Source organism: Herbaspirillum chlorophenolicum (assembly GCF_001189955.1).
Lineage (GTDB): Bacteria > Pseudomonadota > Gammaproteobacteria > Burkholderiales > Burkholderiaceae_D > Herbaspirillum > Herbaspirillum chlorophenolicum.
This window is the reverse complement of the sequence record NZ_LFLT01000052.1, coordinates 1-23,487: the sequence shown is the minus strand read 5'-3', so window position 1 is coordinate 23,487 and position 23,487 is coordinate 1. Positions and strand designations below refer to the sequence as shown.

Annotated in this window: 22 protein-coding genes and 1 riboswitch; of the genes, 8 read left to right on the top strand and 14 right to left on the bottom strand. The window is 59.2% G+C overall.

Translation table 11 applies throughout. From position 1 onward, the window contains the following. Positions 1-4 precede the first annotated feature (4 nt). The 3 genes from AKL28_RS20795 to AKL28_RS20785 are packed head-to-tail and all read right to left on the bottom strand — an operon-like array spanning position 5 to position 3,466. Entirely contained in the window at positions 5-868 is an 864-nt protein-coding gene (locus tag AKL28_RS20795; RefSeq protein ID WP_050470241.1) for a fumarylacetoacetate hydrolase family protein, read from the bottom strand. 12 nt (positions 869-880) lie between these two features. Continuing rightward, positions 881-1,825 (bottom strand): VOC family protein, encoded by a 945-nt coding sequence (locus AKL28_RS20790; RefSeq protein WP_050470240.1) that lies wholly within the window; start codon positions 1,823-1,825, stop codon positions 881-883. 12 nt (positions 1,826-1,837) lie between these two features. Further along, complete coding sequence (locus AKL28_RS20785) at positions 1,838-3,466, bottom strand: FAD-dependent monooxygenase (RefSeq protein ID WP_050470239.1); 1,629 nt, start codon at positions 3,464-3,466, stop codon at positions 1,838-1,840. A gap of 106 nt (positions 3,467-3,572) precedes the next feature. On the opposite strand from AKL28_RS20785, the gene AKL28_RS20780 reads away from it, so the two are divergent. Continuing rightward, complete coding sequence (locus tag AKL28_RS20780) at positions 3,573-4,469, top strand: LysR substrate-binding domain-containing protein (protein WP_231602558.1); 897 nt, start codon at positions 3,573-3,575, stop codon at positions 4,467-4,469. An 83-nt stretch (positions 4,470-4,552) separates the two neighbouring features. On the opposite strand, the gene AKL28_RS20775 is transcribed toward AKL28_RS20780, so the two are convergent. From AKL28_RS20775 to AKL28_RS20740, 8 genes are all read right to left on the bottom strand, one after another. Next, positions 4,553-5,095, bottom strand: a complete 543-nt coding sequence (locus AKL28_RS20775) for a P-loop NTPase family protein (protein ID WP_050470238.1) — start codon at positions 5,093-5,095, stop codon at positions 4,553-4,555. Positions 5,096-5,310: 215 nt separating this feature from the next. Beyond that, positions 5,311-6,309: an acrylyl-CoA reductase (NADPH) gene (gene acuI, locus AKL28_RS20770; RefSeq protein WP_050470237.1), complete on the bottom strand. Its 999-nt coding sequence runs from the start codon at positions 6,307-6,309 to the stop codon at positions 5,311-5,313. 53 nt (positions 6,310-6,362) lie between these two features. Next, positions 6,363-7,130, bottom strand: a complete 768-nt coding sequence (locus AKL28_RS20765) for an enoyl-CoA hydratase/isomerase family protein (protein ID WP_050470236.1) — start codon at positions 7,128-7,130, stop codon at positions 6,363-6,365. 49 nt (positions 7,131-7,179) lie between these two features. Continuing rightward, complete coding sequence (locus AKL28_RS20760) at positions 7,180-8,805, bottom strand: class I adenylate-forming enzyme family protein (RefSeq protein WP_050470235.1); 1,626 nt, start codon at positions 8,803-8,805, stop codon at positions 7,180-7,182. A 25-nt stretch (positions 8,806-8,830) separates the two neighbouring features. Continuing rightward, positions 8,831-9,649 carry an ABC transporter permease gene (locus AKL28_RS20755; RefSeq protein ID WP_050470234.1) on the bottom strand — a complete coding sequence of 273 codons (819 nt, stop codon included), beginning with the start codon at positions 9,647-9,649 and terminating at the stop codon, positions 8,831-8,833. Beyond that, positions 9,646-10,515, bottom strand: coding sequence for an ABC transporter permease (locus AKL28_RS20750; protein WP_050470233.1), 870 nt, complete (start codon positions 10,513-10,515; stop codon positions 9,646-9,648). The genes AKL28_RS20755 and AKL28_RS20750 overlap by 4 nt, the downstream gene beginning before the upstream one ends. A gap of 64 nt (positions 10,516-10,579) precedes the next feature. Next, positions 10,580-11,635, bottom strand: coding sequence for an ABC transporter substrate-binding protein (locus tag AKL28_RS20745; protein ID WP_050470232.1), 1,056 nt, complete (start codon positions 11,633-11,635; stop codon positions 10,580-10,582). A 31-nt stretch (positions 11,636-11,666) separates the two neighbouring features. Next, on the bottom strand, positions 11,667-12,734 hold the full coding sequence (locus AKL28_RS20740; protein WP_050470231.1) for an ABC transporter ATP-binding protein: 1,068 nt from the start codon (positions 12,732-12,734) through the stop codon (positions 11,667-11,669). 26 nt (positions 12,735-12,760) lie between these two features. Between AKL28_RS20740 and AKL28_RS20735 the strand changes: the two genes are divergently transcribed. The 3 genes from AKL28_RS20735 to AKL28_RS24625 all read left to right on the top strand — a co-directional run bounded on the left by AKL28_RS20735 (position 12,761) and on the right by AKL28_RS24625 (position 17,632). After that, positions 12,761-13,660 carry a TetR/AcrR family transcriptional regulator gene (locus AKL28_RS20735; protein ID WP_156226425.1) on the top strand — a complete coding sequence of 300 codons (900 nt, stop codon included), beginning with the start codon at positions 12,761-12,763 and terminating at the stop codon, positions 13,658-13,660. 238 nt (positions 13,661-13,898) lie between these two features. After that, positions 13,899-15,203, top strand: coding sequence for a serine hydrolase domain-containing protein (locus AKL28_RS20730; protein WP_050470243.1), 1,305 nt, complete (start codon positions 13,899-13,901; stop codon positions 15,201-15,203). Positions 15,204-15,892: 689 nt separating this feature from the next. After that, positions 15,893-17,632, top strand: a complete 1,740-nt coding sequence (locus AKL28_RS24625) for a hypothetical protein (RefSeq protein WP_156226424.1) — start codon at positions 15,893-15,895, stop codon at positions 17,630-17,632. 432 nt (positions 17,633-18,064) lie between these two features. On the opposite strand, the gene AKL28_RS20725 is transcribed toward AKL28_RS24625, so the two are convergent. Continuing rightward, positions 18,065-18,313 carry a DUF3297 family protein gene (locus AKL28_RS20725; protein WP_050470242.1) on the bottom strand — a complete coding sequence of 83 codons (249 nt, stop codon included), beginning with the start codon at positions 18,311-18,313 and terminating at the stop codon, positions 18,065-18,067. A 166-nt stretch (positions 18,314-18,479) separates the two neighbouring features. Between AKL28_RS20725 and gdhA the strand changes: the two genes are divergently transcribed. From gdhA to infA, 3 genes are all read left to right on the top strand, one after another. After that, on the top strand, positions 18,480-19,826 hold the full coding sequence (gene gdhA, locus AKL28_RS20720; protein WP_050470227.1) for an NADP-specific glutamate dehydrogenase: 1,347 nt from the start codon (positions 18,480-18,482) through the stop codon (positions 19,824-19,826). Positions 19,827-20,041: 215 nt separating this feature from the next. Next, entirely contained in the window at positions 20,042-20,401 is a 360-nt protein-coding gene (locus tag AKL28_RS20715) for a VOC family protein (RefSeq protein ID WP_050470225.1), read from the top strand. Positions 20,402-20,882: 481 nt separating this feature from the next. Then, positions 20,883-21,143, top strand: a complete 261-nt coding sequence (gene infA / locus AKL28_RS20710; RefSeq protein ID WP_050470224.1) for a translation initiation factor IF-1 — start codon at positions 20,883-20,885, stop codon at positions 21,141-21,143. 195 nt (positions 21,144-21,338) lie between these two features. On the opposite strand, the gene AKL28_RS20705 is transcribed toward infA, so the two are convergent. Further along, the gene (locus AKL28_RS20705; protein ID WP_050470222.1) at positions 21,339-21,770 is read right to left on the bottom strand and encodes a hypothetical protein; all 432 of its coding nucleotides are present in this window, start codon (positions 21,768-21,770) and stop codon (positions 21,339-21,341) included. 146 nt (positions 21,771-21,916) lie between these two features. On the opposite strand from AKL28_RS20705, the gene AKL28_RS20700 reads away from it, so the two are divergent. Then, positions 21,917-22,429 carry a hypothetical protein gene (locus AKL28_RS20700; protein WP_050470221.1) on the top strand — a complete coding sequence of 171 codons (513 nt, stop codon included), beginning with the start codon at positions 21,917-21,919 and terminating at the stop codon, positions 22,427-22,429. Between the two features lie 132 nt (positions 22,430-22,561). On the opposite strand, the gene mntP is transcribed toward AKL28_RS20700, so the two are convergent. Then, positions 22,562-23,128: a manganese efflux pump MntP gene (gene mntP / locus AKL28_RS20695; RefSeq protein ID WP_050470220.1), complete on the bottom strand. Its 567-nt coding sequence runs from the start codon at positions 23,126-23,128 to the stop codon at positions 22,562-22,564. Positions 23,129-23,137: 9 nt separating this feature from the next. Continuing rightward, a riboswitch (yybP-ykoY riboswitch) is annotated at positions 23,138-23,296 on the bottom strand. Positions 23,297-23,487: the final 191 nt, after the last annotated feature.

Below are 23,487 nucleotides of genomic sequence, written 5' to 3'. Positions count from 1 at the left end.
GCGGTCAGCCCTGCTCGTCGACCACGGTATTGCGCAGCACGCCGATTTTTTCGATCTCTATCTCGCAAACGTCGCCCGGCTTCATCCACACCTGCGGCGAGCGGGCCAGGCCGACACCCGAGGGCGTGCCGGTAATGATGATGTCGCCCGGATGCAGCTCCATGGCCTCCGAACAAGCGGCCACCAAGGTGGCGACATCGAAGATCATGTCCTTGGTATCGGCTTCCTGCAGAACCTGCCCATTGAGGCGGCAGGCAATCCGGAGGCCCTTGGCGCCGGGCGGCAACTCATCGGCGGTAACGAATTCCGGGCCGAAAGAACCGCTGGCGTCGAAATTCTTTCCCAGGGTCCACTGATTGGTGCGCAACTGATAATCGCGGATGGAACCATCGTTGAAGATAGAATACCCGGCCACATGTTCCAGCGCCTTTTCGCTGGGGATATAACGGCCCGACTTGCCGATGACGGCCACCAGTTCCGCCTCATAATCGAACTGGGTGGAAACATGGGGCCGCACCAGCGGCTCGCCGTGCGCGACCCACGATGAGGGGAAACGCTGGAAGATGACCGGGTATTTCGGCGGGGCGAAATTGCTTTCGGCCGCATGGTCCACATAATTCAGTCCGATGGCAAAGGCCTTGCCGGGAGCGCGCACCGGCGCAAGGATATGAACTTCGTCCAGGCGCAGGCGATGCCGTGCACGGCTGGCCGCCTCGCGCACTTGCTGCCATGCCGCTTCGCCTCCGCCGAGCACGGCATCCAGGGAGTCCGGCACGCCGTCAGCCGTCAGGTCGGCCAGCGTGGCGGCATCGATGCGCGCCCCCAGCGCCTGCCGGCCGTCCTTATGTTTAAATGCGATGAGTCTCAAGTTCGATCTCCTTCATGCGGTCTTGTGTTCGTGGTTGATGAAAAATTCTGCGGGCACATCGGGGCCCCAGACATAGAGCGAATCTTCCGGCGGATTGTCGGCTCCGCGCCAGACAGTTCCGCGGGGGATGAAATCCATATCGTGGGAGTACTCGGCATAACTCCCCCACGGATCCCGGACGTAATAAAAGTAGTTGGACCCGAGCACATGCCGTCCCACCCCCCAGCCGGCCTTGTAGCCGGCCGTTCGCATCTGCTCGGCGCCGCAACCCACTTCATCGATATTGCCGACGTCCCAGCTGGAGTGATGCAAGCCCGTTCCGGATGACTTGGCGAAGGCCAGCAGATGGTGTTCCGAACCGTGGCAGCCATGCAGGAAAGCCACGACATCGCCAGAGCAGTCCGACAAGCGCAAACCCAGGATGTCTTCGGCAAAACGGATCATCAAGGCGACATCGCTGCAAAAGAACAGCAGGTGCGACAGCCGCCGGGGATGCACCTGCGCCACCTGGCGCCGCGACGGCGCCTCGCCCCGGCCGGCCGGGGCCGCTTGCCGAGGGACTGCCGCAGGCTTGCTGTCCGGCGATACCTTGGGGCTCACCAGCAACTGGAAGACCATATCGCCGGGGCCGCACAACCACAGGCCGGCGCCATCCGACAACGGATGGGGTTCGGTGGCGAGGCCATTGCGCGCGATGCGTCCGGCCATCTCCGCCACGTCCTCCGCAGCGATGCCAAGACTCACGTACTGCAGCTTCTTGTGTCCGGCGCCGGCATGAACGCTGCCCCAACGATGTGGCGAGCCGACGCAATACAGGTCGATCCGGCCATCCCGCCGCTCGACCCGTAATCCGAAAGCGGTATAGAAATGTGCGGCTTCATCCAGATCCGGAACCGACAATACAAAGTGGTTGATCGAGTGCACGCCGGGAAGGATTGACGGCGAAGAATCGGACATGGCGATCTCCCTTCAGGAATGGGCGGCCATGGCATGGCCAGTGACACGCTTCAGTAACGCCCGGCCGGGCCACGCATCTCCACGCCAGGCGACATGCTGGTCGGGACGGATAAGCGTGAGCCGCGCCGGATAGAGCGAGGCGATACCGCCTTCGCGAGGCCGGATGACCTCCAGTGCCATACCGTGCGCCATCGCATCTTCGCGCGCGGCAGCGATATCGGTCTCGGATGCGTCAGGCCCGGCCAGCAAGGTGAATCCCCAACCGAAATGGTCGTACAGCGAACTGCCATCATGCAGCCAGGCATGCGCGGCCAATGCGCCGGGACGCGAAGAAGGCACATAGTTGATGAAATCGTTATGGGGTGCTGGACTGCCATCCGGCACCACGATGGGAGAATCGTCATAGCGATAGCCGAGCACCACGCCCAACGTGGCGAATTCACGCATCTTGGTGGCATCGATGCGCGCACCGATTTCCCGGCGGATGGCGATGCCGGCCGCTCCGGTATCTTCGATGGCATCGTCCAGCAACTGGTTGCCCAAGGTGGCATGATTGGCCTCGGCTTCATCAAGCACCCACTGGTGGACCGGCCGCCGTTCTGCCTCATAGCTATCCAGCAGCGCCTCGCCGCCCCATCCTTGCAGCACCGCCGCCAGCTTCCAGCCCAAGTCGACGCTATCGGCCATTCCCATGTTCATGCCATAGCCACCGAACGGCGGATGGAGGTGGCAGGCGTCGCCAGCCAGGAACACCCTCTGCTGGCGATAGCGATCGCCCAGCAGGCGGCTGGCCACCCATTCATCGCTGCTCAATATCTGGTAGGGCATGGAAATACCTGTGGACTTGGCGATCAGGGCAGGCACATCAATGTCGGCGAGGCGTTGCCCCGCAGCGACCTGCGTGGGCATGAAAAACCATGTATCGCCTTGATCCATGGGGCCGATGACACTAGGCACATCGCGGTTGATCTGCCAGTACATGATGGCCGGACCGTGCCGGTGAGCGGCCTCCAATCCGGGCGCACGGAAGACGATGTTGTAGTTCTTCGACAATCCATAGCGGCCCTCCATGCGCGTACCGATCAATTCCCGCACCAGGCTGCGCGCGCCATCGGCGCCCACCACGAAATCGGCCTCGACGACATACTCCTCGTGATTGGCGTCGTCCCGCACAAAGGCATGCACCTTGTGGCCATCTTGCTGGAGGCCCAGCAGCTCCGAACGGAATTTCAGGCGCACGCCAGGCAGGGATTCCGCATGCTGTTTGAGGACCTGCTCGACCGTGTATTGCGGAATCCACTGCGCATGTTCGGAATACAGCGGGTTACGGCCAGGCGCGCAGTACATCGCGTTTTCATGCCGCGCGATTTCAGGGCCGGCCAGACGGGTGCAGAAGACGACGTTGGAGGGATAGTTCATGCCCAGCGGCGAAGCGGCCCGCAAGGTATCGGCAATTCCCCAGCGCCGGAGGTGTTCACGCGTGCGCACATTGGTGGTCTTGGCGCGCGGCGCGTGGCCGACCCGCTCGTTACGCTCGATCAGCAAGCAGGCAATGCCGCGGTGGCCCAGCTCGATCGCCAGGGCAAGGCCGGTCGGCCCGGCGCCGACGATCAGCACGCGTTGTGTTGCATCTGTTCTCAAGCCCGTCTCCTGTTGTCGCTTATTCGTATGCGATGGATACTACGGGCTCGAAACCGAATCAAAAAGATGGCAATATTTATCCAGTGATAACAAATATGAATCAATCATGACCATCAAGCTCACTACCCTGCGGGACTTCATCGCTGTTGCCGAGCGCAGCGGGGTTCGGGCCGCGGCGCGGCACCTGGGCGTGCCACAGCCGGCGGTGACCCGCAGCATCCACGAACTGGAGCGGGAACTGGGTGTAGTGCTATTCGAACGCCATGGCCGCGGGGTGCGCCTGACGGAGATGGGGCAGGTATTTCTGCGCCGGGCCACGGCGGTCGGCAATGAGCTGCGACGCGCCAAGGATGAGATTGACCAGTTGAAAGGCCAAACCCACGGCAAGGTCAGCCTGTGCATGTCTACCGCGCCCCATCTGGGACTTTTTCCTGAGGTGCTGCGCAACTACCGCAAACGCTTTCCCGATGTGCGCCTGGAAATCGTCGATGCGGTCTATCCGCTGATCGAACCGTCCCTGCTGGATGGCAGCGTGGACTTTTACATCGGCCCGGTACCGCTAGAGGTTCCGTCGGAACTGCAAGTGGAAAAGCTGTTCGACAACACCCGGGTCATCCTGGGACGTAGCGGCCATCCGCTTTCGTCTGCCAAATCGCTGCGGGAACTGGTCGATGCGGAATGGATCACGACCTCCATCACGCACAAGGCGGAAGAAGAGCTGGGGCCGCTGTTTGAAAAGCACGGCCTGCCCGCTCCCCGCCTGGTGATGCGCGCACAATCGGCGCTGACTTTCCTGACGGCCTTATCCAACTCGGATCTGCTGATGATGCTGCCCATACAGTGGATCCAGTCGCATTTGGTCAAGGATATCTTCCAATTCATCCGCGTCGTCGAACCTTTGCCGGCGCCGCCGGTATGCCTGGTACAGCGTACCGGCTTGCCGTTGACTCCCGCCGCCGAATATTTCTGCACCCTGACAAGACGCGCAGCTTCGCACATGTGATGTTGAAAGCGCCGCAAGACTGTTTTTGACGCGTCTATTTTGCATTTGGCCGCTTCACGCTACAGGCCGGCAGCTGCTCCCGGTCATGGCCGCCCCTGGCGCTCCATTGCACAAGACTTGATGAACGCTTTGGCCTGTGATGGCCGGGTGATTTCCGTCCATTCGAGATGGGCATAATCGGGAGCTTCGCGAAGGTTCGCGAACTTGATCCGATTCTCCGCGAACGTCGAGTACGACCACAGAAGTATCGAGTCCCTGGAAAAGAACGACATGCGCAGCGATTCGCGATTTCCATGCGACAGCCTGGTGCGCAAGAGACCCCGGCTGATTGTGCGCCAGAGCACACGGGGAAACACCGTAGTGCGGCCAAAATTGAGCCAGACGATGTGCGTGGCACGGGACCAGAGCACATCGCGCACCGCGCTATAGTTTCCGTCCGCCACCCAGCGCTCACCCGTTGTTGAAGCCCGAACGGCGCTCTCGAATTGCGCATGCGGCACAGCCGTCCAGTTCGGCCCCCAATAGAGCCGGTCGAGTTCGATGTAAGGGATGTCCGCGGCCTTCGCCAGTGCCTGGGCGAAGGTGGACTTTCCCGCACCGCTTGTTCCGATAACGATAAAGCGCATGGATGCCTGACCTCATTGTTGAGGGCTCGATTCTACATCGCAGGCAGTCAGGCTATTTTGGTATGCCGCCGGTTTGTCTTTCCCGAGAACCGGCGCCGGAGACTTGCTCCGGCATCAGGCTGGGACAAGGCCGCACCATCGGGAGTAGCGGTTTCAAGCATCGGCGACAGAACCCAAACATGCCGCAAATGTACCTGCGGCATGCCCATCCGGACCTAGCCAATGTTGACGACAATGCGCCCCGTCACCTTGCCCGCCATGAGATTGGCCGCCGCCTCCGGTACCTGGCCCAGCCCGACTGCGGTAGTGAGCGCATCCAGTTTGGAAACGTCCAGGTCTGACGCCAGCCGCTCCCACGCACGCTGCCGCAGGGCGATCGGGCATTGCACCGAATCGATGCCGGCCAGCGTCACGCCGCGCAGGATGAACGGCGCGACCGTCGCCGGAAAGTCCATGCCCTGGGCCAGTCCGCAAGCGGTGACCAGACCGCGGTATTTGGTCTGCGCGCAGGCATTGGCCAACGTGTGCGAGCCGACCGAATCGACGACCGCGGCCCAACGTTCGCGTTGCAACGGCTTGCCCGGTTCCGACAAGGTCTGGCGCGCCACCACGCCAGCGGCGCCGAGCTGGCGCAACAAGTCTTCCTGCTCCGGCTTGCCGGTCGATCCGATCACCTGATAGCCCCAGCCGCCCAGGATCGCGGTAGCGATGCTGCCCACACCGCCGGTAGCGCCGGTCACCAGCACTTCGCCATCGCCAGGCTTGACGCCGCCATCCAGCAGCGCCAGGCAAGACAGCATGGCGGTGTAGCCGGCGGTGCCGATGGCCATGCTTTGCGCGGTGCTGAAGGTATCGGGAATCCGGATCAGCCAGTCGGCCGGCAAGCGCGCCATTTCCGCCATGCAGCCCCAGCGCGTTTCCCCCAGTCCCCAGCCGTTGACCAGCACGCGGTCGCCGGCCTTCCAGCGGGCATCGCCCGACTCCACCACTTCACCGGCGCCGTCGATGCCGGCCACCATCGGCCAGATGCGCACTACCGGCCCGCGGTTGGTGATGGCCAGGCCATCCTTGTAATTGAGCGTGGAATGCCGGATCCGGACCAGCACTTCGCCGCCGGACAACTGGTCGTCGTCGAGCGCTGCGCGCGGCAATGCAGCTACACCGGCATTGAAGCCGGCATCGTTCTTCTGCAGGTAAAGAGCGTTGAACGTCATCGGTAATCCTCCATGAGAATGGTCAAGTGTGTCATATCTGTTGCGACCGCGTATCAGGCCACGCCGGTGAAGACGGGAGCGCGCTTCTCAAAGAATGCCTTGACGCCCTCGCTGGCATCCGGCAAGACCTCCAGTTGCCGAGCCACTGTCTGTTCGAACCGCTCGGCTGAGGCGACGCCATCTATCTCGCCCAACAGCACGCCGCGCTTGACTGCGCTGACCACGGCCGGAGCATTGCCTGCGATGACGACGGCCAGTTCCAATGCCACAGCCAATGCCTGCCCCGGTTCGGTCAGCGCGCTGACAAAGCCAGCGCGCCACGCCTCCGATGCGGAGAGCGGCTTGCCGGTCAACATCAGTTCAAGCGCCGCCGAACGCGACATCAGCAATGGCAGCCTGCCGATCTGGCCGCCCTCAGGCAGCATGCCCAGCCTGACGCCGGGCGAACCGAACGCGGCATTGCGGCTGGCGATGCGGAAATCGCACGACATCGCCAGGATCAGGGCCGCCGCGTAGCAATGGCCATTGACGGCGGCAATCACCGGCTTCTTCATGGTCAACGGCCGCAGCACGGGCGCCTCGCCCAGGCCGGTGGCCGCATATTCGCCGGATGAGATTTCCTTGAGGTTGTGGCCGCTGGAAAAGGCCACATCGCCGGCGCCGGTGACGATGACGGCGCGGATGTTGCTGTCCTCTTCGCAGGCATCGAAATGCGCGAGCAGGTCGGCTGCCATGTTTCCTTCCAGCGCATTGCGCTTGGCTTCATTCGAAATGGTCAGCACGCGGATATGGCCGCGGGTATCGGATTGGATGTCGGGCATGGCGTTTCCTGTCTGGAGTGTTGGTGTGGGGCGGGTCGTCTGGTTGCGGTCAATGCCAGCGCTTTTCCTGGGCATCGTAGGAGCCGGCGCGCAAGTCGGGTTTTTCTTCCCGCAATACTTTCTTTTGCACGCGCTGCGAATCGGTCAGCGGCAGCGAGGTGCGGTATTCGAAATAGCGCGGCAGCTTGTAGCTGGCCAGCAGCGGCCGGCAGTGGTCGAGGATGAAATCGGGGGTAATGTCGTCGGCGCTGGCTCCCGGCGTCAGCAGGATATAGGCCTTGACCTCTTCCTCGCGGTAAGCGTCGGGCACGGCGATGATGGCCACATCCTGGACCTCGGCGATGCCGCGGATGACGCTCTCCACCTCGCGCGCGGAAATGTTCTCGCCACTGCGGCGCACCATGTCCTTCATGCGGCCGAGGATGTAGAGATAGCCTTCATCGTCGATGCGGGCAATGTCTCCGGTATGGAACCAGCCGTCGGTGAACGCTTCCTCGCTGGCCTTGGGATTCTTGTAATACCCCTTGAGCAAACCGCGTCCGCGCACCAGCAGTTCGCCCGGTTCGCCGGCCGGGCACTGCGCCCCCTTCTCATCGACTACCTTGAGCTCGCGGAAAGGCGCGGCGATGCCGCAGCTGCCCGATCCGCACCTGGCCGCCAGCTCATGCGCCGGCACGTAGGCGGCGCCGCCGATTTCGGTCATGCCATAGAACTCCTGGCCGTGGACATTGAAGCGCTGCTCGAAGTCGCGATGATGGTCTGGCGCGAAGGCAAAGATGGTGGCGATCTTGAGCACGTTCTGCCCATCGCTGGGCAAGGCCGGTTGCTTGTACACCATCTCGAACAGGGCGCAATAGTCGCAGCCGTACTTGGCCACGTCCTGCATGAAGCGCTTGGCGCCCGCCTTGCGCGGCACATACACTTCTCCCCCGCAGACCATGGCATTAAGCAGGATGCGCTGGCCGACCATGTAGAACAGGCTCGACCCCATATAGAAGCGGCGCAGTTCGGTGGCAAAGAAGGCCACCGAACTGTAGGCCAGCACCAGCCAATAGTCGTGCGAGAGCATGCAGGCCTTGGAAAAACCTGTGGTGCCGGAGGTGTATTGCAGGTTGAGCAGGTTGTCCCGCTGGCGCAGTGTGGCGGGAACCACGGTGTCGCGGCCGGCCTCGATCATGGCACGCCATGTCAGCGCACCGGACGGCGCTTTCTCGCCGATGACGACCAGCTTCCCCTCCCCGACCGGCTGCCCTTCCAGTTCGGCCAGGCGCGGCAGGAACTCTTCCTCCACGATCAGGAAACTGGCATCCGATGTGTCCAGCACATACTGGATTTCACGCGCGGTATAGGCGGCGTTGACGGGCACCATCACTGCTTGTAGCCGCGCCAGCGCCAACCAGGCGAGCGCGAATTCCTCGCAGTTCCACGCCATGATGGCCACATGGGTGCCCTGGCCGATGCCCGCGCGGCAGAACGCGGCGGCAGCGGCATCCACGCCGGCCAGCACCTCGCGCCAGTTGCGGCGCGCACCGCTGTCGATGAAATGCCAGGCCGGCGACTCGCCATGCGTGATGGCGGTGTAGCGCAGCAGGTCGTACACGGATTCCGGCAGGTCGGCCGATTCGAGGCGCTGCCTCAGCAGGCGCGGATCTTCGGAACTGAACTCGTTGAACATGAAACTTCCTTTTGAGGTGGATGGGTCACACAGGATCCTTCGCGGCCTGGCGCGGGCGCGAAAGAAACTCGGAAATCAGCAATGCCACGATGGTCGCGACAATCAGCAAGGTCGCCACCGCGGCGACCACGGGCGTGAGGTCGTCGCGCACGTTGGACCAGATGCGCATGGGGAGCGTCTCGTTCCTGCCCATGACGAACATCGCCACCACCAGTTCGTCGAACGAGACGAAGAAAGCGAAAATGTAAGAGGCGATCATCGACGGGCGCAGCAAGGGAACCGTCACATACCAGAAAGCTTTCAGCGGGCTGGCGCCCAGCACGCGTGCCGCCTGCGCGAGGGAGTCGCCACGCTGGCGCAACGCGCTGGCGACATTGGAGACGACGAACGGCAGGGCCAGGACGGCGTGCGCAACGACAATCCCCGGTATCGAGCTGTACAGGTGAAAGCGGCTGAACAGCAAGAGAACACCGAGCGCCAGGATGATGACGGGCACCAGTTGCGGACCGAGGAAGCCGCCGCGCAGGAGCTGGTCAGTCGTCGTATTGCGGCGCAGGGCGATGGCGGCCAGCGCACCGGTAACGGTGGCCAGCAGCGCCGAACATGCGGCGATGACCAGGCTGCGGATAGTGGCGGCAATCCATGCCGGATCCTCGAAAAAGGCCACGTACCATTTCAGCGTGAACCCGGTGGGCGGAAACTTCAGGTAAGTGGTCTGGCTGAAGGACATCGGCGCTACCAGGAACAGCGGCATCAGCAGGAACACCAGGACCAGCACCACATAAGCCGCCAGGACCGGCGTAGCCAAACCGGTACGCGGGCTGCGATTGCGCACAGTACTCATCGCGAACCTCCTTCCGCATTGAGCTGGGTAAAGCGGCGCAACGCCAGGCTGACGATGCCGACGATGACCAAGCCCGTCATCAGGAGCGTGATGCCCAACGCGGCCGCGAGGCTCCAGTCCAGCGTTTCGCTGACCTGCTGGGCGATGACGTTGGAAATCATCATGTCCCTGGGGCCGCCGACCAATGCCGGGGTAATGAAGAAGCCAAGCGCAAGCACGAAGGTCAGGATAGCGGCCGATACGGCGCCGTCGGCACTCAACGGCAGGAACACGGCGACAAAGGCCTGGCGCGGGCTGGCGCCAAGAATCCGGGCCGCACTTAGCAAGGAACGGTTGATGGCGGACATGGAAGAGAACATGGTCAGCACCGCGATGGGCAGCAGCACCTGGATCATGGCCGCGTACACCGCGCCGCGCGTGTAGAGCAAGTGCAGCGGCGCGTCGGACAATCCCAGTGCCTTGACGAGGGAATTGATCAGCCCTTCCCGGCCCAGCAGCACGATCCAGCTGTAGGTCCGGATGAGCACGCTGATCCAGAGGGGCGTCATGATGAACAGCAGCAGCAGGCGCTGTTGGCGCGGTGTGCGCGCCGCCAGGAAGTAAGCCACCGGATACCCGAGCGCCACGCATGCCGCGGCGACAATCGCCGACAGGCTGACAGTATTGATCAGGATGGCGCGGTAAGGGCCGTCGGCCAGCGCCGTGCGCAGCGCAGCCAGTGTCCAGCCCGCATCGTCGCGCACGGCCCAGACCGCCACCTCACCGACCGGGATGAGGAACAGGACGGCAAACAGGAGGGCCGCAGGCAACAGCGGCCAGTATGGCCAGCGCGCACGCGGTGCGCGCTCCTGAACGGTGGAAGACATTGGCTGGTGCTCCATGCAATTGGTTGAGATGGCCCGCCGCCCACCGGCGGGCCGGCGCAGCGTATTACTTCAGGCGCCAGGCTTGCCAGCGCGCCAGGATTTCCTTCTGATGGTCGGCCCAGAATTCCGGATTGAACGTGAACTGCTGGACCACGTTGGCCGGCGCGGTAGGCAGCACCTTGGCTTCATCGGCGCTCAGGATCTTGAACATGTCCGGATTGAAGCCGGCATAGGGCATGTCGCGCGCGATTTCGGCCAGGCGTTGTGGATCGTTCCAGCAGAACTTCATGAAGTCCATCGCCGCATTGGCGTTGGTGGCGCCTTTCTGGATGGAGTAGTAGCTGACATTGAGCGAACCGCCATTCCAGACCATGGTGACGGGAACATTGTCCTTCTGGATCTGGGTGATGCGGCCATTGAACGCAGTGGCGTAGTAGACATCGCCGCTGGCCAGCAGCTGCACCGGCTGTTGGCCGGTGGTCCACCACACGGTAATGGCGGGCTTGATCTCATCGAGCTTCTTGAACGCGCGATCCACGCCGCCCGGGGCCTTGAGCACCTCATAGACCTTGTCGACCGGAACGCCGTCGGCCACCAGCGCGAACTCCAGGTTTTCGATCGGCGAATCGCGCAGGGTACGGGGGCCGGGGAAATTCTTGGTGTCCCAGAAATCCTTCCAGCCGGAGAAGGTCTTGCCGGCCGGCAGCTTGTCGGTACGGTAGCCGATGGTGGTCGAATAGGCGATGGCGCCGATGGCATACGGATGCCGCGCCAGCGCGGACATCTTGTTGTCGGGATCGATACGCTTCCAATCCAGCGGCTGCAGCCATCCGGCGCGTTGCGACACCGGCAGCGATGCGCCTTCCGTGGGCGAGATATCCCACAGCACATTCCTGGTGGTTTGCTGGACCTTGATCTGCGCCAGCGAATCGCCGGTGGAAGCCTGCGTGACGGTAATGCCGGTTTGCTTGGTGAACGGATCGGCACAGACGCGCTTGAGCGTGGCCGCCCACGCACCGCCATAATTGGCCAGCACGATCGACTCGGCATGCGCGCTCTGGCCAAGCGCGGCGAGGATGGACAAGGTGGGTACAAGCAATGCGGCGCGTGCGAGTTTCATCTGTATCTCCGGTTAGGCAACAAGGGATCGGTCAACGGTCAGGGACCATTACCGCATCGTCGGGACGAAAGGCGAGGCGAACTTTTTCGCCTCGTGAAGCAACATGGGTATGGCTGGCGCGGGGCTCGCGGAACTGGATGGCGGTGCCGCCGGCATGCTGTGCGCTGTATTCGACGATATCGCCCAGGAATACGGCTTCATTGACCGTGACTTCAATGGCCAGGTCGCCATCGCGCGGAGTGCGGCGTTCGAGTTTTTCCGGACGCACGCTGAGGAAATAGCCGATCCCCGGTTCGACGGCACAGGCGCCGGGCCATGCGATGCCCAGTGCAGGCAACGATGATCCTCCCGCCTGATCCGGCTGTACCGCGAGCAGGTTGGTCTGCCCGATGAACTGCGCCACGAAGCGGGAGTTCGGACGGTCGTATATGTCCATCGGACTGCCAGCCTGTTCGATGCGGCCGTCCCGCAGCACGACGATGCGGTCCGACATCGCCAGCGCCTCACGCTGGTCGTGCGTGACGTAGACGACGGTGCAACCGAGCTTGTGCTGGATTTCCTTGATTTCATACTGGAGCGCCTCGCGCAGCTTCAGGTCCAGCGCGCCGAGCGGCTCATCCATGAGCAGCACCGGCGGCGAGAAGACGATTGCGCGGGCAAATGCGACGCGCTGCTGCTGGCCGCCCGAGAGCTCCTTGGGCATGCGTTCGGCATAGGCATCGAGGCGGACGATCTGCAGCGCGTGCCGTACCTTCTCGGTGATCTCCTGCCTGTTTGCACCTCGCATGCGCAAGGGAAACGCAATGTTCTGCGCCACCGACATGTGCGGAAAGAGCGAGTAGTTCTGGAACACCATGCCCAGGTTGCGCTTCTCCGGCGGTTCATGAGTGACGGCGCGACCGCCGATGAGGATCTCTCCGGAGGAGGCTGCCGCGAAACCCGCCAGCGCATTGAGCACGGTACTTTTTCCGGAGCCGCTCGATCCCAGGATCGTCAGGAATTCCCCCTCCCCGATCGACAGGGAAAAATCGTACAGTGCCGTGACGTTGCCGTATGCTTTGCGCACATTGCAAAACTCGATCGTTGCTCCGTTCTTCATGGGCGTGGCCGAAAAGGGATCAAAAGGTGGTTGGAGAACTTGGGGCCGCACAACATCGGTGCGCACCAAAATTTGACACAACGCACAAAAATGTATATCATGTCGTTTTTAGATGGTATGTACAAAAATATGGGATGTCAAGCATCGTTTCGTCCATTTTGTCCATCCACGCCAAGGCGAAACCTGAGAGCGAAAGCATGACGACTTCAGCGCAAGCAGCGACAGCGGACAACGGGATGTCCGATGGTGAACTCGTGATTGAAAAAGGAATGCGCTTCGATGCGCTGCTGGAACAGAAATGCCGTGACCGCGCGTTCGGCAAGAAGGACCGCACGCGCTTCCTGATCATGGCATGCGTGGCGCGGCAGATCCTGGACGAACCCGCCAAGAGCCCATCCATCGAAGCCATCCTCGACGAAACAGGCTTGTCGCGCGGTACGTTCTACAATAATTTTGCCGATATGGAAGCAGCAATGGAGACCGTGCTGAGCACGTTTTTCCAGGCGCTATGGACCAATCGGCCAAGGACGGCCCCATCGCGCGCCGGCTCGGCCGATTACGACCCCGTCTATGAAGCCAACCTCTGGTACTGCGAATCCTACGAAACCAATGCGGGACTGTTCGCCGCCTTCACCCGCGTGGCAGCCTATATGCCGACCTTGCTGCGCATGCGCGAAACGATGAACGCAAACTGGGTCGATCGCGTCATCAGTTCGACGGCAAAAAAACGCGGACGCAATTTCTCAGAGGCCGAACGGCTGACCTTCCAGGGCGAGCTGCGCCTGATGGTGGCCATGTCCATCGAGGCGCTGCGCGAACGCTTCATCCACTGCGACGAACTGCTTTCCAAGTCGTTTCCCAATGCCCAGGCGATGGCTGCGGGCCTGACCAAGATCTGGAATGAGACGATCCGGCGCCATCTTTAGGAGCCGGATCGCCCTGAAAACACCGTTGAACGAAAAGCCCGCCAAGCGGGCTTTTTTTCGTGCGTGGATATCAGCACTGAGGCGGGCACCGCCCAGGAAAAACCTTACACTACGAATACCGGAGAAGCGGCTCTATATAGTGATGCGGATGGCTACTCGCTGCGCCCGGCCCTAAAGGAAAGGAATTGCCCCAATGACGACCTATCTCCATTCTCTGGTGCAGGCCCGATACACTGCGATGATTTCGCTGGCGTTGGCATGCTTGCTGCAAAGCGCACATGCCGAAACACCGGTCACCAATACATTTCCCGATGCGGCAAATAGCGACCCCGTCCATTTGGAGTGGATGGTCGGCGCACCGCCACCCGATAAAAAGATACTGCGCTTTGAAGACGGGAGCTATTTTCAATTTCCCGCATTGCGATGGAGCGTGGCGCACTTTCGCCAACTGATGCCGACCATGAATGTCTCGCGCGGCTTGGGCGCCCCGACGATGCTGCCGCGTGCAATACGCACGGACATCGATCAGTTGCGCTTTACGCCGGTTGGCTCCGCAACATCGATGACCTGGAAAGAATCGCTAGGCGCCACCTACACCGATGGGATCGTGGTCCTGCATCGCGGCCGCATCGTCTATGAGCGTTATTTTGGCGCGCTTGCCGAGGATGGACAGCACGCCGCCATGTCCGTCACCAAATCGCTGGTCGGCACCTTGGGTGCGACTCTGGTCGCAGAAGGAAAACTCGATGCCGGCAAGCGGGTGGCCGACTACGTTCCGGAGCTGGCCTCCTCCGCATTCGGCAATGCAACCGTACGCCAGGTCCTGGACATGACCACCGGCCTCAAATATAGCGAGGACTACGCCGATCCGAATGCGGAGGTGTGGGCGCATGCGCAAGCCGGTAATCCATTACCCAAACCCGCCGGCTACACCGGCCCCCGCAGTTACTACGAATTTCTCCAGACGGTTCAACCAGAAGGAAACCATGGAGAAAAATTTGCTTACAAGACCGTCAATACCGATGTCCTGGGTTGGGTCATCGCGCGCGTGACCGGAAAGAATGTCGCGGACCTGCTGTCCGAGCGCATCTGGAAGCGCATCGGCGCGGAGCAGGATGCCTATATGACGGTTGACTCTATCGGGACGCCCTTCGCCGGCGGCGGCTTAAATACCGGACTACGCGATCTCGCGCGTTTCGGCGAAATGCTCCGTAATAACGGCCGCTTCAATGGCCAGCAGATCCTGCCGAAAGAAGCGGTCGCCGACATCCGGCGCGGCGGCAACAAGGCCGATTTTGCCAAGGCGGGTTATACGCAGCTCCCCGGATGGAGCTACCGCGACATGTGGTGGGTATCGCACAATGCGCATGGCGCTTATAGCGCGCGCGGCGTTCATGGCCAGCGTATTTACATCGATCCGAAAGCCGAAATGGTGATCGTCCGCTATGCCTCGCATCCGGTTGCAAGCAACGCAGCCAACGATCCGATTACCATTCCTGCCTTTGAGGCTTTGGCCGGGTATTTTCTGTCGCTTGGGAATTGAATCACTTGCAATGAAAAAGAAAGACAACTCGTGACCGCCTTTGGTATCTTTTTCGTTTATTTTTCCCTCAGAAGTCTCGAAAAATTAAATATGAAGAATGGTCGCGTAACTGGGCAATAACGATTTACAAGGCCTTGGCGAGATTCTCTGGTCTTTCTTTGGTTTCTTGAACGATCCACGACTCGGGCCAAGTATCGCTCAGGATGTAACTGACATGAGATACAAACTATTGATCGAAATTCAGCCCAACGTTTTCGCTCGTCTTTTCGAAGATATGCTGCCGCAAATTGGCGTGCCAATGCCTGGCTGACAATCGATGCGAATGCCGATCATGCGGCGGTCGGATTTTTTGGGAAGCTAGCGCGAATTCCTCGAGTACATCAAGATGGGGTTGCCTGACAAGATAAGCAGTCTGACCTGAATCACTTATATACGAGCCGAAAGTTGCCCAACTTCAACGGGGAAATTATCGAATCAATTTTTGCCAATTGCGTGAACACGCAAACCGTGATGGATGGCCGTAGTATTGGCAGAAATCAACGTTGACACCGAAATTTCAGGTATGCGAATGTTGAACCCATGAATAAAAAATAAGGGGGAATCAAATGCGAATTACCGGTCTAGTCTTCGTTTTCTTGTTTAGCGCCATAGCCACTGGCCAAGCCACAGCATCTTCATCGCCACCGTCTATGGAATGGAAAGTATCCAATCCATTTCCCTTTATCAAAAGCAAAGATCAGGTAGATCTGCTTGTCGCAGGCTTACAAGAGATTGAAGGAAGCTCAAATTTTGGTCCCTATAGCGATGCAGTGAAAGCTAGCTATCGAAACACGGAATGGAATCCAGATAGCGGTCAATACAACAAATCCTATATTCACAGCGATCAGATAGCGATCGAGATTCAATTGAACAGGGCCTCAGGTGATTCGTGTAAGTGGTCTACCAAATACCAGAGTGTCAGTCAGACCTGTGACAAACCAGTCGTATTGAATATAGATTCGACTGAGTCAGACAATGTTGCCCTCGACATCTCTGGGGAACATTACACATATTCAATTAAGCCCACGATCAATATCATCCTTGCCTTAGGCGACTCCTTTGCTGCTGGGGAAGGCAATCCGGATCGCCCGTCAACCTACGATCTCGCAAAAATAACGAACAAAGGCGAAAGAAATTCTCAGAGACGATGGCCAAGCCAATATAAATTTTCAGCTGTCGAAACTGCAGATTGGAACGATCCGAAATGCCATCGTTCTCTGTACTCATGGCAATTCCTCTCGGCCCTGAAGCAGTCCACTAAAGCCCCCCACACCGTAACCAAATTCGTTTCGTATAGCTGTTCGGGTGCCGAGATCTTCGACGGACTGTTTACCCGACAGATCAAAGACGGCTCCGGATCAGTGATGACTTATAAAGCACCTCAATCTCAAGTTGATGCGGCAATTGATCTGTTATGCAGTGAAACTTCCTCTATCACGAAAGTGAAACTGGGGCGAAAACAAAAGCTTACCTCACCAGGCTCCCCAGAATTTGATGTTTTTGCGAAGAAGTGTGCCTCTGAAAAACTGGTAAAACCTGCTCATGTTTTGCTGGCAATAGGCGGCAATGATGTCGGCTTTTCAGGGTTAATCATGTGGGCATCTTTTCCAGATCGTGGCAGAAGCATTGTTGGCAGCATGTTCGTAAGCATAATAAACGCCCGCGTTAACAACCTATCCCCATTCACGTGCCCCGGAGCGGATGCGATCGATAAATTTAATGACACCAAATGCTGGGGCGAATTTAACGGCAAGCAATTATTCAGATCAGAAGACGCATTCACAAATGGTTGGTTAAGAAATGAATTGAATTCTTCTTATGGTGTAATCCAGAGTCTCTTCCAAGTTAGCGCAGGTGATATCACTCAAATTAGTTACCCAATGCCGACACACGACGCGAATGGAAAAATATGCGAAACGGGGGATTCGCTAAATGCATTCAGGGCATTGAGAAATGCATTATTCGAGCCGCTAGATCGCTTCTCTCGGTATTACAATCAATACAGCATTGGCCCAGAAAAGCAACACGTAAAATTTATCGAGAATGGGGTTGCAAGACGTCTCAATGAGGAAATATTGAAGGGGCGCGAAAAGGGTATAAATGTTGTAGATGTAGTACCTCCATTCAACCAACATGGATTCTGTGCATCTAAAAGTGGGCCACTGGCGCTTGAAATACCCTATGTGAATGGCAAAGGACGATGGGATCCATTCCCGCTAAGTAGAACTTCACCGTGGTTGACAACTGATCGTTGGTTCCGGACTGCCAACGACGTCTACATCAATCAGCAAAGTGACTCTGCCTATGGCAACGAGGCATGGACGAAGGGAATTTTTCATCCAAACCATCTGGGGCATCGTGCTATTTATCTCGCAACCCAAAAAAACTAATGCACCGCCATTGATCACATTGCTTTAACAACTTATCGTCTGTCTCTGGGTTTATCAGCCCATCGGTACGTGCTTTGCAATCAGTGAAAGTTGCTCATCTGTGGTACAAAGCTGATACCTCTTTCGATCAGGAGTAGCTATGCATCAGCGATACAACGAAAGTACGGCCAATCTGAAGGAATTAATGACCGTAGCGCCCATCAGTCCTGAGGCACATGCGGCACTTCTTCGGGAAAAGGTTGACGCCCGGCGTTTAATAGAAGATGCGAGGGAAGACGCCAAGCAACGAAGCGAAGAGGTGCTCTAGCTGCGCCGCCATCGGCGGAAGGATTTTCTGCCTGAAACTGGATTACCCGCTGCCAGCCAGAAGGAGGCCTCCCCAAATTGAAAAAGCCCCGCAAAATGCGGGGCTTTTTGTTTAAAGAACAATCCTTACCGGTAGAAAGCTTCGACCTGGCCCTTTAATTTGGTCATCAAGGGATTGCCTTTCCGATCCAGTGCCTTTCCGGCTGGAACTTTAATCCATCCCTCGCTGATGCAATATTCGCCAACATTGGTGCGTTCTTTGTCGTTAAACCTGATACCAACATCGTGTTCAAAGATGGCAGCGTTGTAGTAAGGGCTATGAGGATCGATTGAAAGCCGATCCGGGAGTGGGGGGCGTTGTGCAGTATCGTTCATGGCGACAATTATCAACGATACGATTAGCCAACACAATTTTTCGTCGTTTCATCAAATCTCCCAGCGAATATGCACCAACATAGGACAAGTAATGCACCAAAAATAAGCATGAAAGTGTGGCTTTTTGGCATAATTTAGGGTTACACAATCAGCCAGAGAGCCCTTCATGAAGTACCAGTCAGTCGGCCAGTTCCTCGAAGAAGTAGCGCAACGCAATCCCGGTCAGCCAGAATTCCTGCAGGCGGTCACCGAAGTAATGGAGAGCCTCTGGCCCTTTATCGGGAAAAACCCGAAGTACGCGGAAAGCGCGCTGCTTGAGCGCCTGGTCGAAGCCGAGCGCATCATCCAGTTCCGCGTGTGCTGGACCGATGACAAGGGCCAGGTGCATATCAACCGCGGCTTCCGCATCCAGCACAGTATGGCCATCGGCCCCTACAAGGGTGGCTTGCGCTTCCACCCGTCGGTCAACCAGTCGGTGCTGAAATTCCTGGCTTTCGAGCAAACCTTCAAGAATGCGCTGACCACGCTGCCCATGGGCGGTGGCAAGGGCGGGTCGGACTTCGATCCCAAGGGCAAGAGCCCGGCCGAAGTCATGCGCTTCTGCCAGGCTTTCGTGACCGAGCTGTTCCGCCATGTCGGCCCCGACACCGACGTCCCTGCCGGCGACATTGGCGTGGGCGGCCGCGAAGTGGGCTTCATGGCGGGCATGTACAAGAAGCTGTCCAACACTGCGAGCAGCGTGTTCACGGGCAAGGGGCTGTCGTTCGGCGGTTCGCTGATCCGCCCCGAGGCCACGGGTTATGGCACCGTGTACTTCGCCCAGGAAATGCTCGCCACGCGCGGCCAGTCCTTCAAAGGCAAGACCGTATCGGTTTCCGGCTCGGGCAACGTGGCCCAGTACGCCGTGGAAAAGGCCATGGAGCTGGGCGCCAGGGTCGTGACCGTTTCCGACTCCTCGGGTACGGCCTATGACCCTGAAGGCTTCACCGCGGAGAAACTGGCGATCCTGATGGACATCAAGAACCATCACTATGGCCGCGTCAGCGACTACGCTGCCAAGGTGCCCGGCGTGCAATTCCTGGCCGGCCAACGCCCCTGGTCCATCAAGGCGGACGTGGCGCTGCCCTGCGCCACCCAGAACGAGCTGGACGAGAACGACGCCAAGACCCTGATCGCCAATGGCGTGCAGTGCGTGGCCGAAGGCGCCAACATGCCCTCGACCATCGAAGCGGCCAAGGCGTTCGAAGCCGCCGGCGTACTCTATGCCCCCGGCAAGGCGTCGAACGCCGGCGGCGTGGCCACGTCGGGCCTGGAGATGAGCCAGAACGCCATGCGCATCTCCTGGACCCGCGAAGAAGTGGACGCGCGCCTGCTGCAGATCATGCAAGGCATCCATGCCGCCTGTGTGAAGTACGGCAAGCGTGAAGACGGCAGCGTCAGCTATATCGACGGCGCCAACGTGGCCGGTTTCGTGAAGGTGGCTGACGCCATGCTGGCACAGGGGGTGATCTAAACTGCCCGCAAGATCAATGAACAATCTCCCTCGATCCCCACGAAGCGTTCGCTGAGTGGGGATTCTTCTTTCCGTTCGACTTCTGTTGAGTAACGTTGCTCGTCGGCCGACGACCATGCGCGATCGACCAGGAGAAGTCATCGACAAGTGTCATTCGCACTCAAGTTCTTGGGTACTATTGTCGCCTCATTATCAATTCACGAAAGGGAGACGCAATGAATGTCCAGAACAGAAATCTCAGCATCGACAACATTGAGTTCAATGTCAAAGATATCGCCCGTAGCAAGGCATTCTATGGCGCAGTGTTTGGCTGGACATTCGTGGACTATGGCCCCGCCTATACAGAGTTTCACGACGGACGTCTGGCTGGCGGATTCACGACTGGAGAACCTGTCAAGCCTGGTGGACCGCTGGTTATTCTTTACGCGGACAACCTCGGAGAGATCCAGCGCAAACTTATTGATGCGGGCGCATCCATTAGCCGCGAGACTTTTTCCTTCCCCGGCGGCAGGCGATTTCATTTCATTGATCTTGACGGATATGAATTAGCCGTATGGTGCGCAGAGCAGGTTTAATTGCCGTAGGTATCGCCATGAAAAGCACAAAATGCAGATGGGTACACGGAACCGACACCATTTCAGATGGCGTCCATCCGGGCCTGTCGCCGCATTTCCGCTCGTCAACGATGACTCTCCGCACCAAAATAAAGCTGGATGAAAATGCCGATAAAGTGTATAGTGGCGCAACTCCTCACCAAGTGACGTAAAAGTCTGGCCTCTCACCTGTCTTGCCTTTCTGGCAAGTCCTGTCTGATCCCTCGTTTCTATTTCTTCTTGTTTGGCGTGCTTCCGGAGCCGATGCTCTTTTGATCACGCCGCCGAGGATATGACATTGCCTGAAAGGCGACGAAGCCGTCTGGCTTCGCCTGTTCGAGGAATACCGGCAACTTCTCTTGCGTAACTGACGCAAAGAAGTTCTCACCTGGGAAATACCCTTTAACGAGTTGCGTGCAACGGTTTGCCGGCCTGCACCAGGCTCACCTGTTTCGGAGACTGAATGGCGAAGGAAGAGTTGATCGAAATGCAGGGCCAGGTAACTGAAGTGTTGCCTGACTCGCGGTTCCGTGTTGATCTGGAAAATGGACATTCCCTGATCGCCTATAGCGCGGGACGCATGAAGAAGAATTTCATCAAGATCCTGGCGGGCGACAAGGTAACGCTTGAGCTGTCGCCTTACGACTTGAGCAAGGGAAGAATTATCTTCCGCCATATCGAGAACCGCACATCCAGCGGACCGAGGCCTCCCCGCCGCCGTTAAGGCGTGGAAGAGGCAAGGTGGAGTAATTGCCTTCCCGGCGGCTGTCTGCGCACATGGCTTCCACAAGCTGTGAAGAAACCGCACACAGCTATCGATAGAGAATTGCGACGCAAAAAGCTCTGATCCGACGGATCGGGGCTTTTTTCTTTTCAGGGCTCGACTGAAGCGACTGGGTGCAGGCGCCTCACAAGGAACTCAAAGTTTCCCCGCCGCGATATCGGCATCCATCGCCTGTTGCGCCATACCGATCGCATACTCTTCGGCTTCCACCGGAGAATTGCCGCGAAAGCCATCGCAGCTGACACGGCGAAACGGCACCGGATTGTCGTTGCGGTGGAATTGGTAACTGCCTACCCAGCTGCCGTCGCGCTGCTCGATGCTGCTGACGCGGATGAAGTAGCCGCGATGCTCCACGGTGTCGCCATCGAGCTCGGCGTCGATCAGGGCGCGCGCGAAAGCGGCGCCGGTCGCTTGTGCCGCAGCGGCCGAGCGGAAAGGATTGCCGCGGATATCCGGGTAGGCCACATCGCCGACTTTGACCACACAGCGCACATCGCCGCTGCGGGCGTCCTCCTTGTAATCGACCGTGATGTGTTTGCCGCGATAAGCTGCGCCGTATTGCGCCATGTCCGTTGCCATTCAAATGATTGTTCGGGGCATCGTAGCATAGGCAGCCTTCGTTGCAACGCAATGCGCATGTGCACTGCGCTGTCTGCATTCCCGCCCGCATTCCATTATCATGGCGGGCCTTTTCAACCTCTCTCCTTGCCAGCATGTCCGACTTCGACGCCACCGCCTCCGCCGACGATTCCTCCTCCGACCCGGACGTCATCAATGAAGCGCGCCTGTGGCGTGAAGACGGCTGGACGGCCCGCATCATCAAGAATGACGATGACGACGGCTGGGCCGTCGAGATGACGCGCGAGGGGGAACGCGAACCGACGCTGATCGGCCCCTGGACCATGGGCCGCGACAAGAAGAATCCCAAACCGCTGGACAAATCCGCGTTCAACACGCTGGTGAAAACCGCATCGGAGTTCCGCCGCCGCAGCGAGCAGCAGTTGCACGCGCAATTGCACAAGCACGTCACCGTCGATGGCGATGACGGCGCCTCGATCAAGGTGACGCTGGATATCGTACCCGACGAGGATTTTCCCTATGCCGACCTGACGGCCTGGGATGAGATGGGCGAAGTGCTGGCCAAGGTGCAAGTCGCGCCCAACTACAAACTGAACGCAGACAGCGCCGAGCGCTGGGTGGCAAGCAGCTACCGCAAACCCGGCTAACGCGCGATCAGAGGCCCGGCAACAACCGTCCCGGCTGGATGAACATGAGCGGCATCAGCGGCTGCGTCCGGCCTGCGAACGCACCGCACTGGCATTTCTATGGCACAGTGCACCGCCGCGGCAGCAATCGCCTCAGGCGCCGAGATGTTCATACAGGATCACCGCGCCCACGCCGATCAGTACCACGCCGCCGATGATCTCGGCGCGCTTGCCGATCACGCTGCCCAGCAGGCGTCCCACCATCACGCCAATGGTCACCATGATGGTGGTAGCTAATCCGATCAGCAGCGAGGCTTCGACGATGCTGACATCGACGAAGGCCAGGCCGACGCCCACCGCCATCGCATCGATGCTGGTTGCCACGGCGGTCAACGCCAGCATCAGCACCGACTGGTTCTGCGGTTCGGGCGGGACATCTTCATCGCCGCCGCTGAAGCCTTCGCGGATCATGCGCGCGCCCAGCACCAGCAGCAGCACGAAGGCGATCCAGTGGTCCCATTCCGACACCCATTTCGTGGCGACCGAACCGGCGAACCAGCCGATCAGCGGGGTAATGGCTTCGATGACGCCAAACAGCAGGCCGATGCGCAGCGCTTGCAGGAATTTCGGCTTATGCATGGCAGCGCCTTTGCCGATGGCCGCGGCAAAGGCATCGGTCGACATGGCAAATGCGAGGAGGACGAGAGCGGTGAGGTTCATGAGCAGGGTTCCTGGCCGGGCGAAATCCATAGACGCATCCGCGCGCCCGACCTCATGCGCGGAAACGTCGATGGTCTCGCCTACCAAGTTGGCTACCCGCGCCACGGCCTAAGCCGAGAATGTTGACGCGGGCTCTTCCGGATTGCCCGGAAGCTGGCTACTCCCCAAAGAGAAGGCCGAATTTTAACCGATAAGCCAGTGTGCTGTCCCGTCAATCACTGCACAAAATGAAATCGATGGATTCGCGTTCAGGGCAAGGCGCAAACCGCAGCGATAGTCCTTACTATCGCGAGGATTTGCAACGCGGCACTGGACGTGAAGACGCGATTTCATGTGCAGTTATTGACGGGGCAGCACAC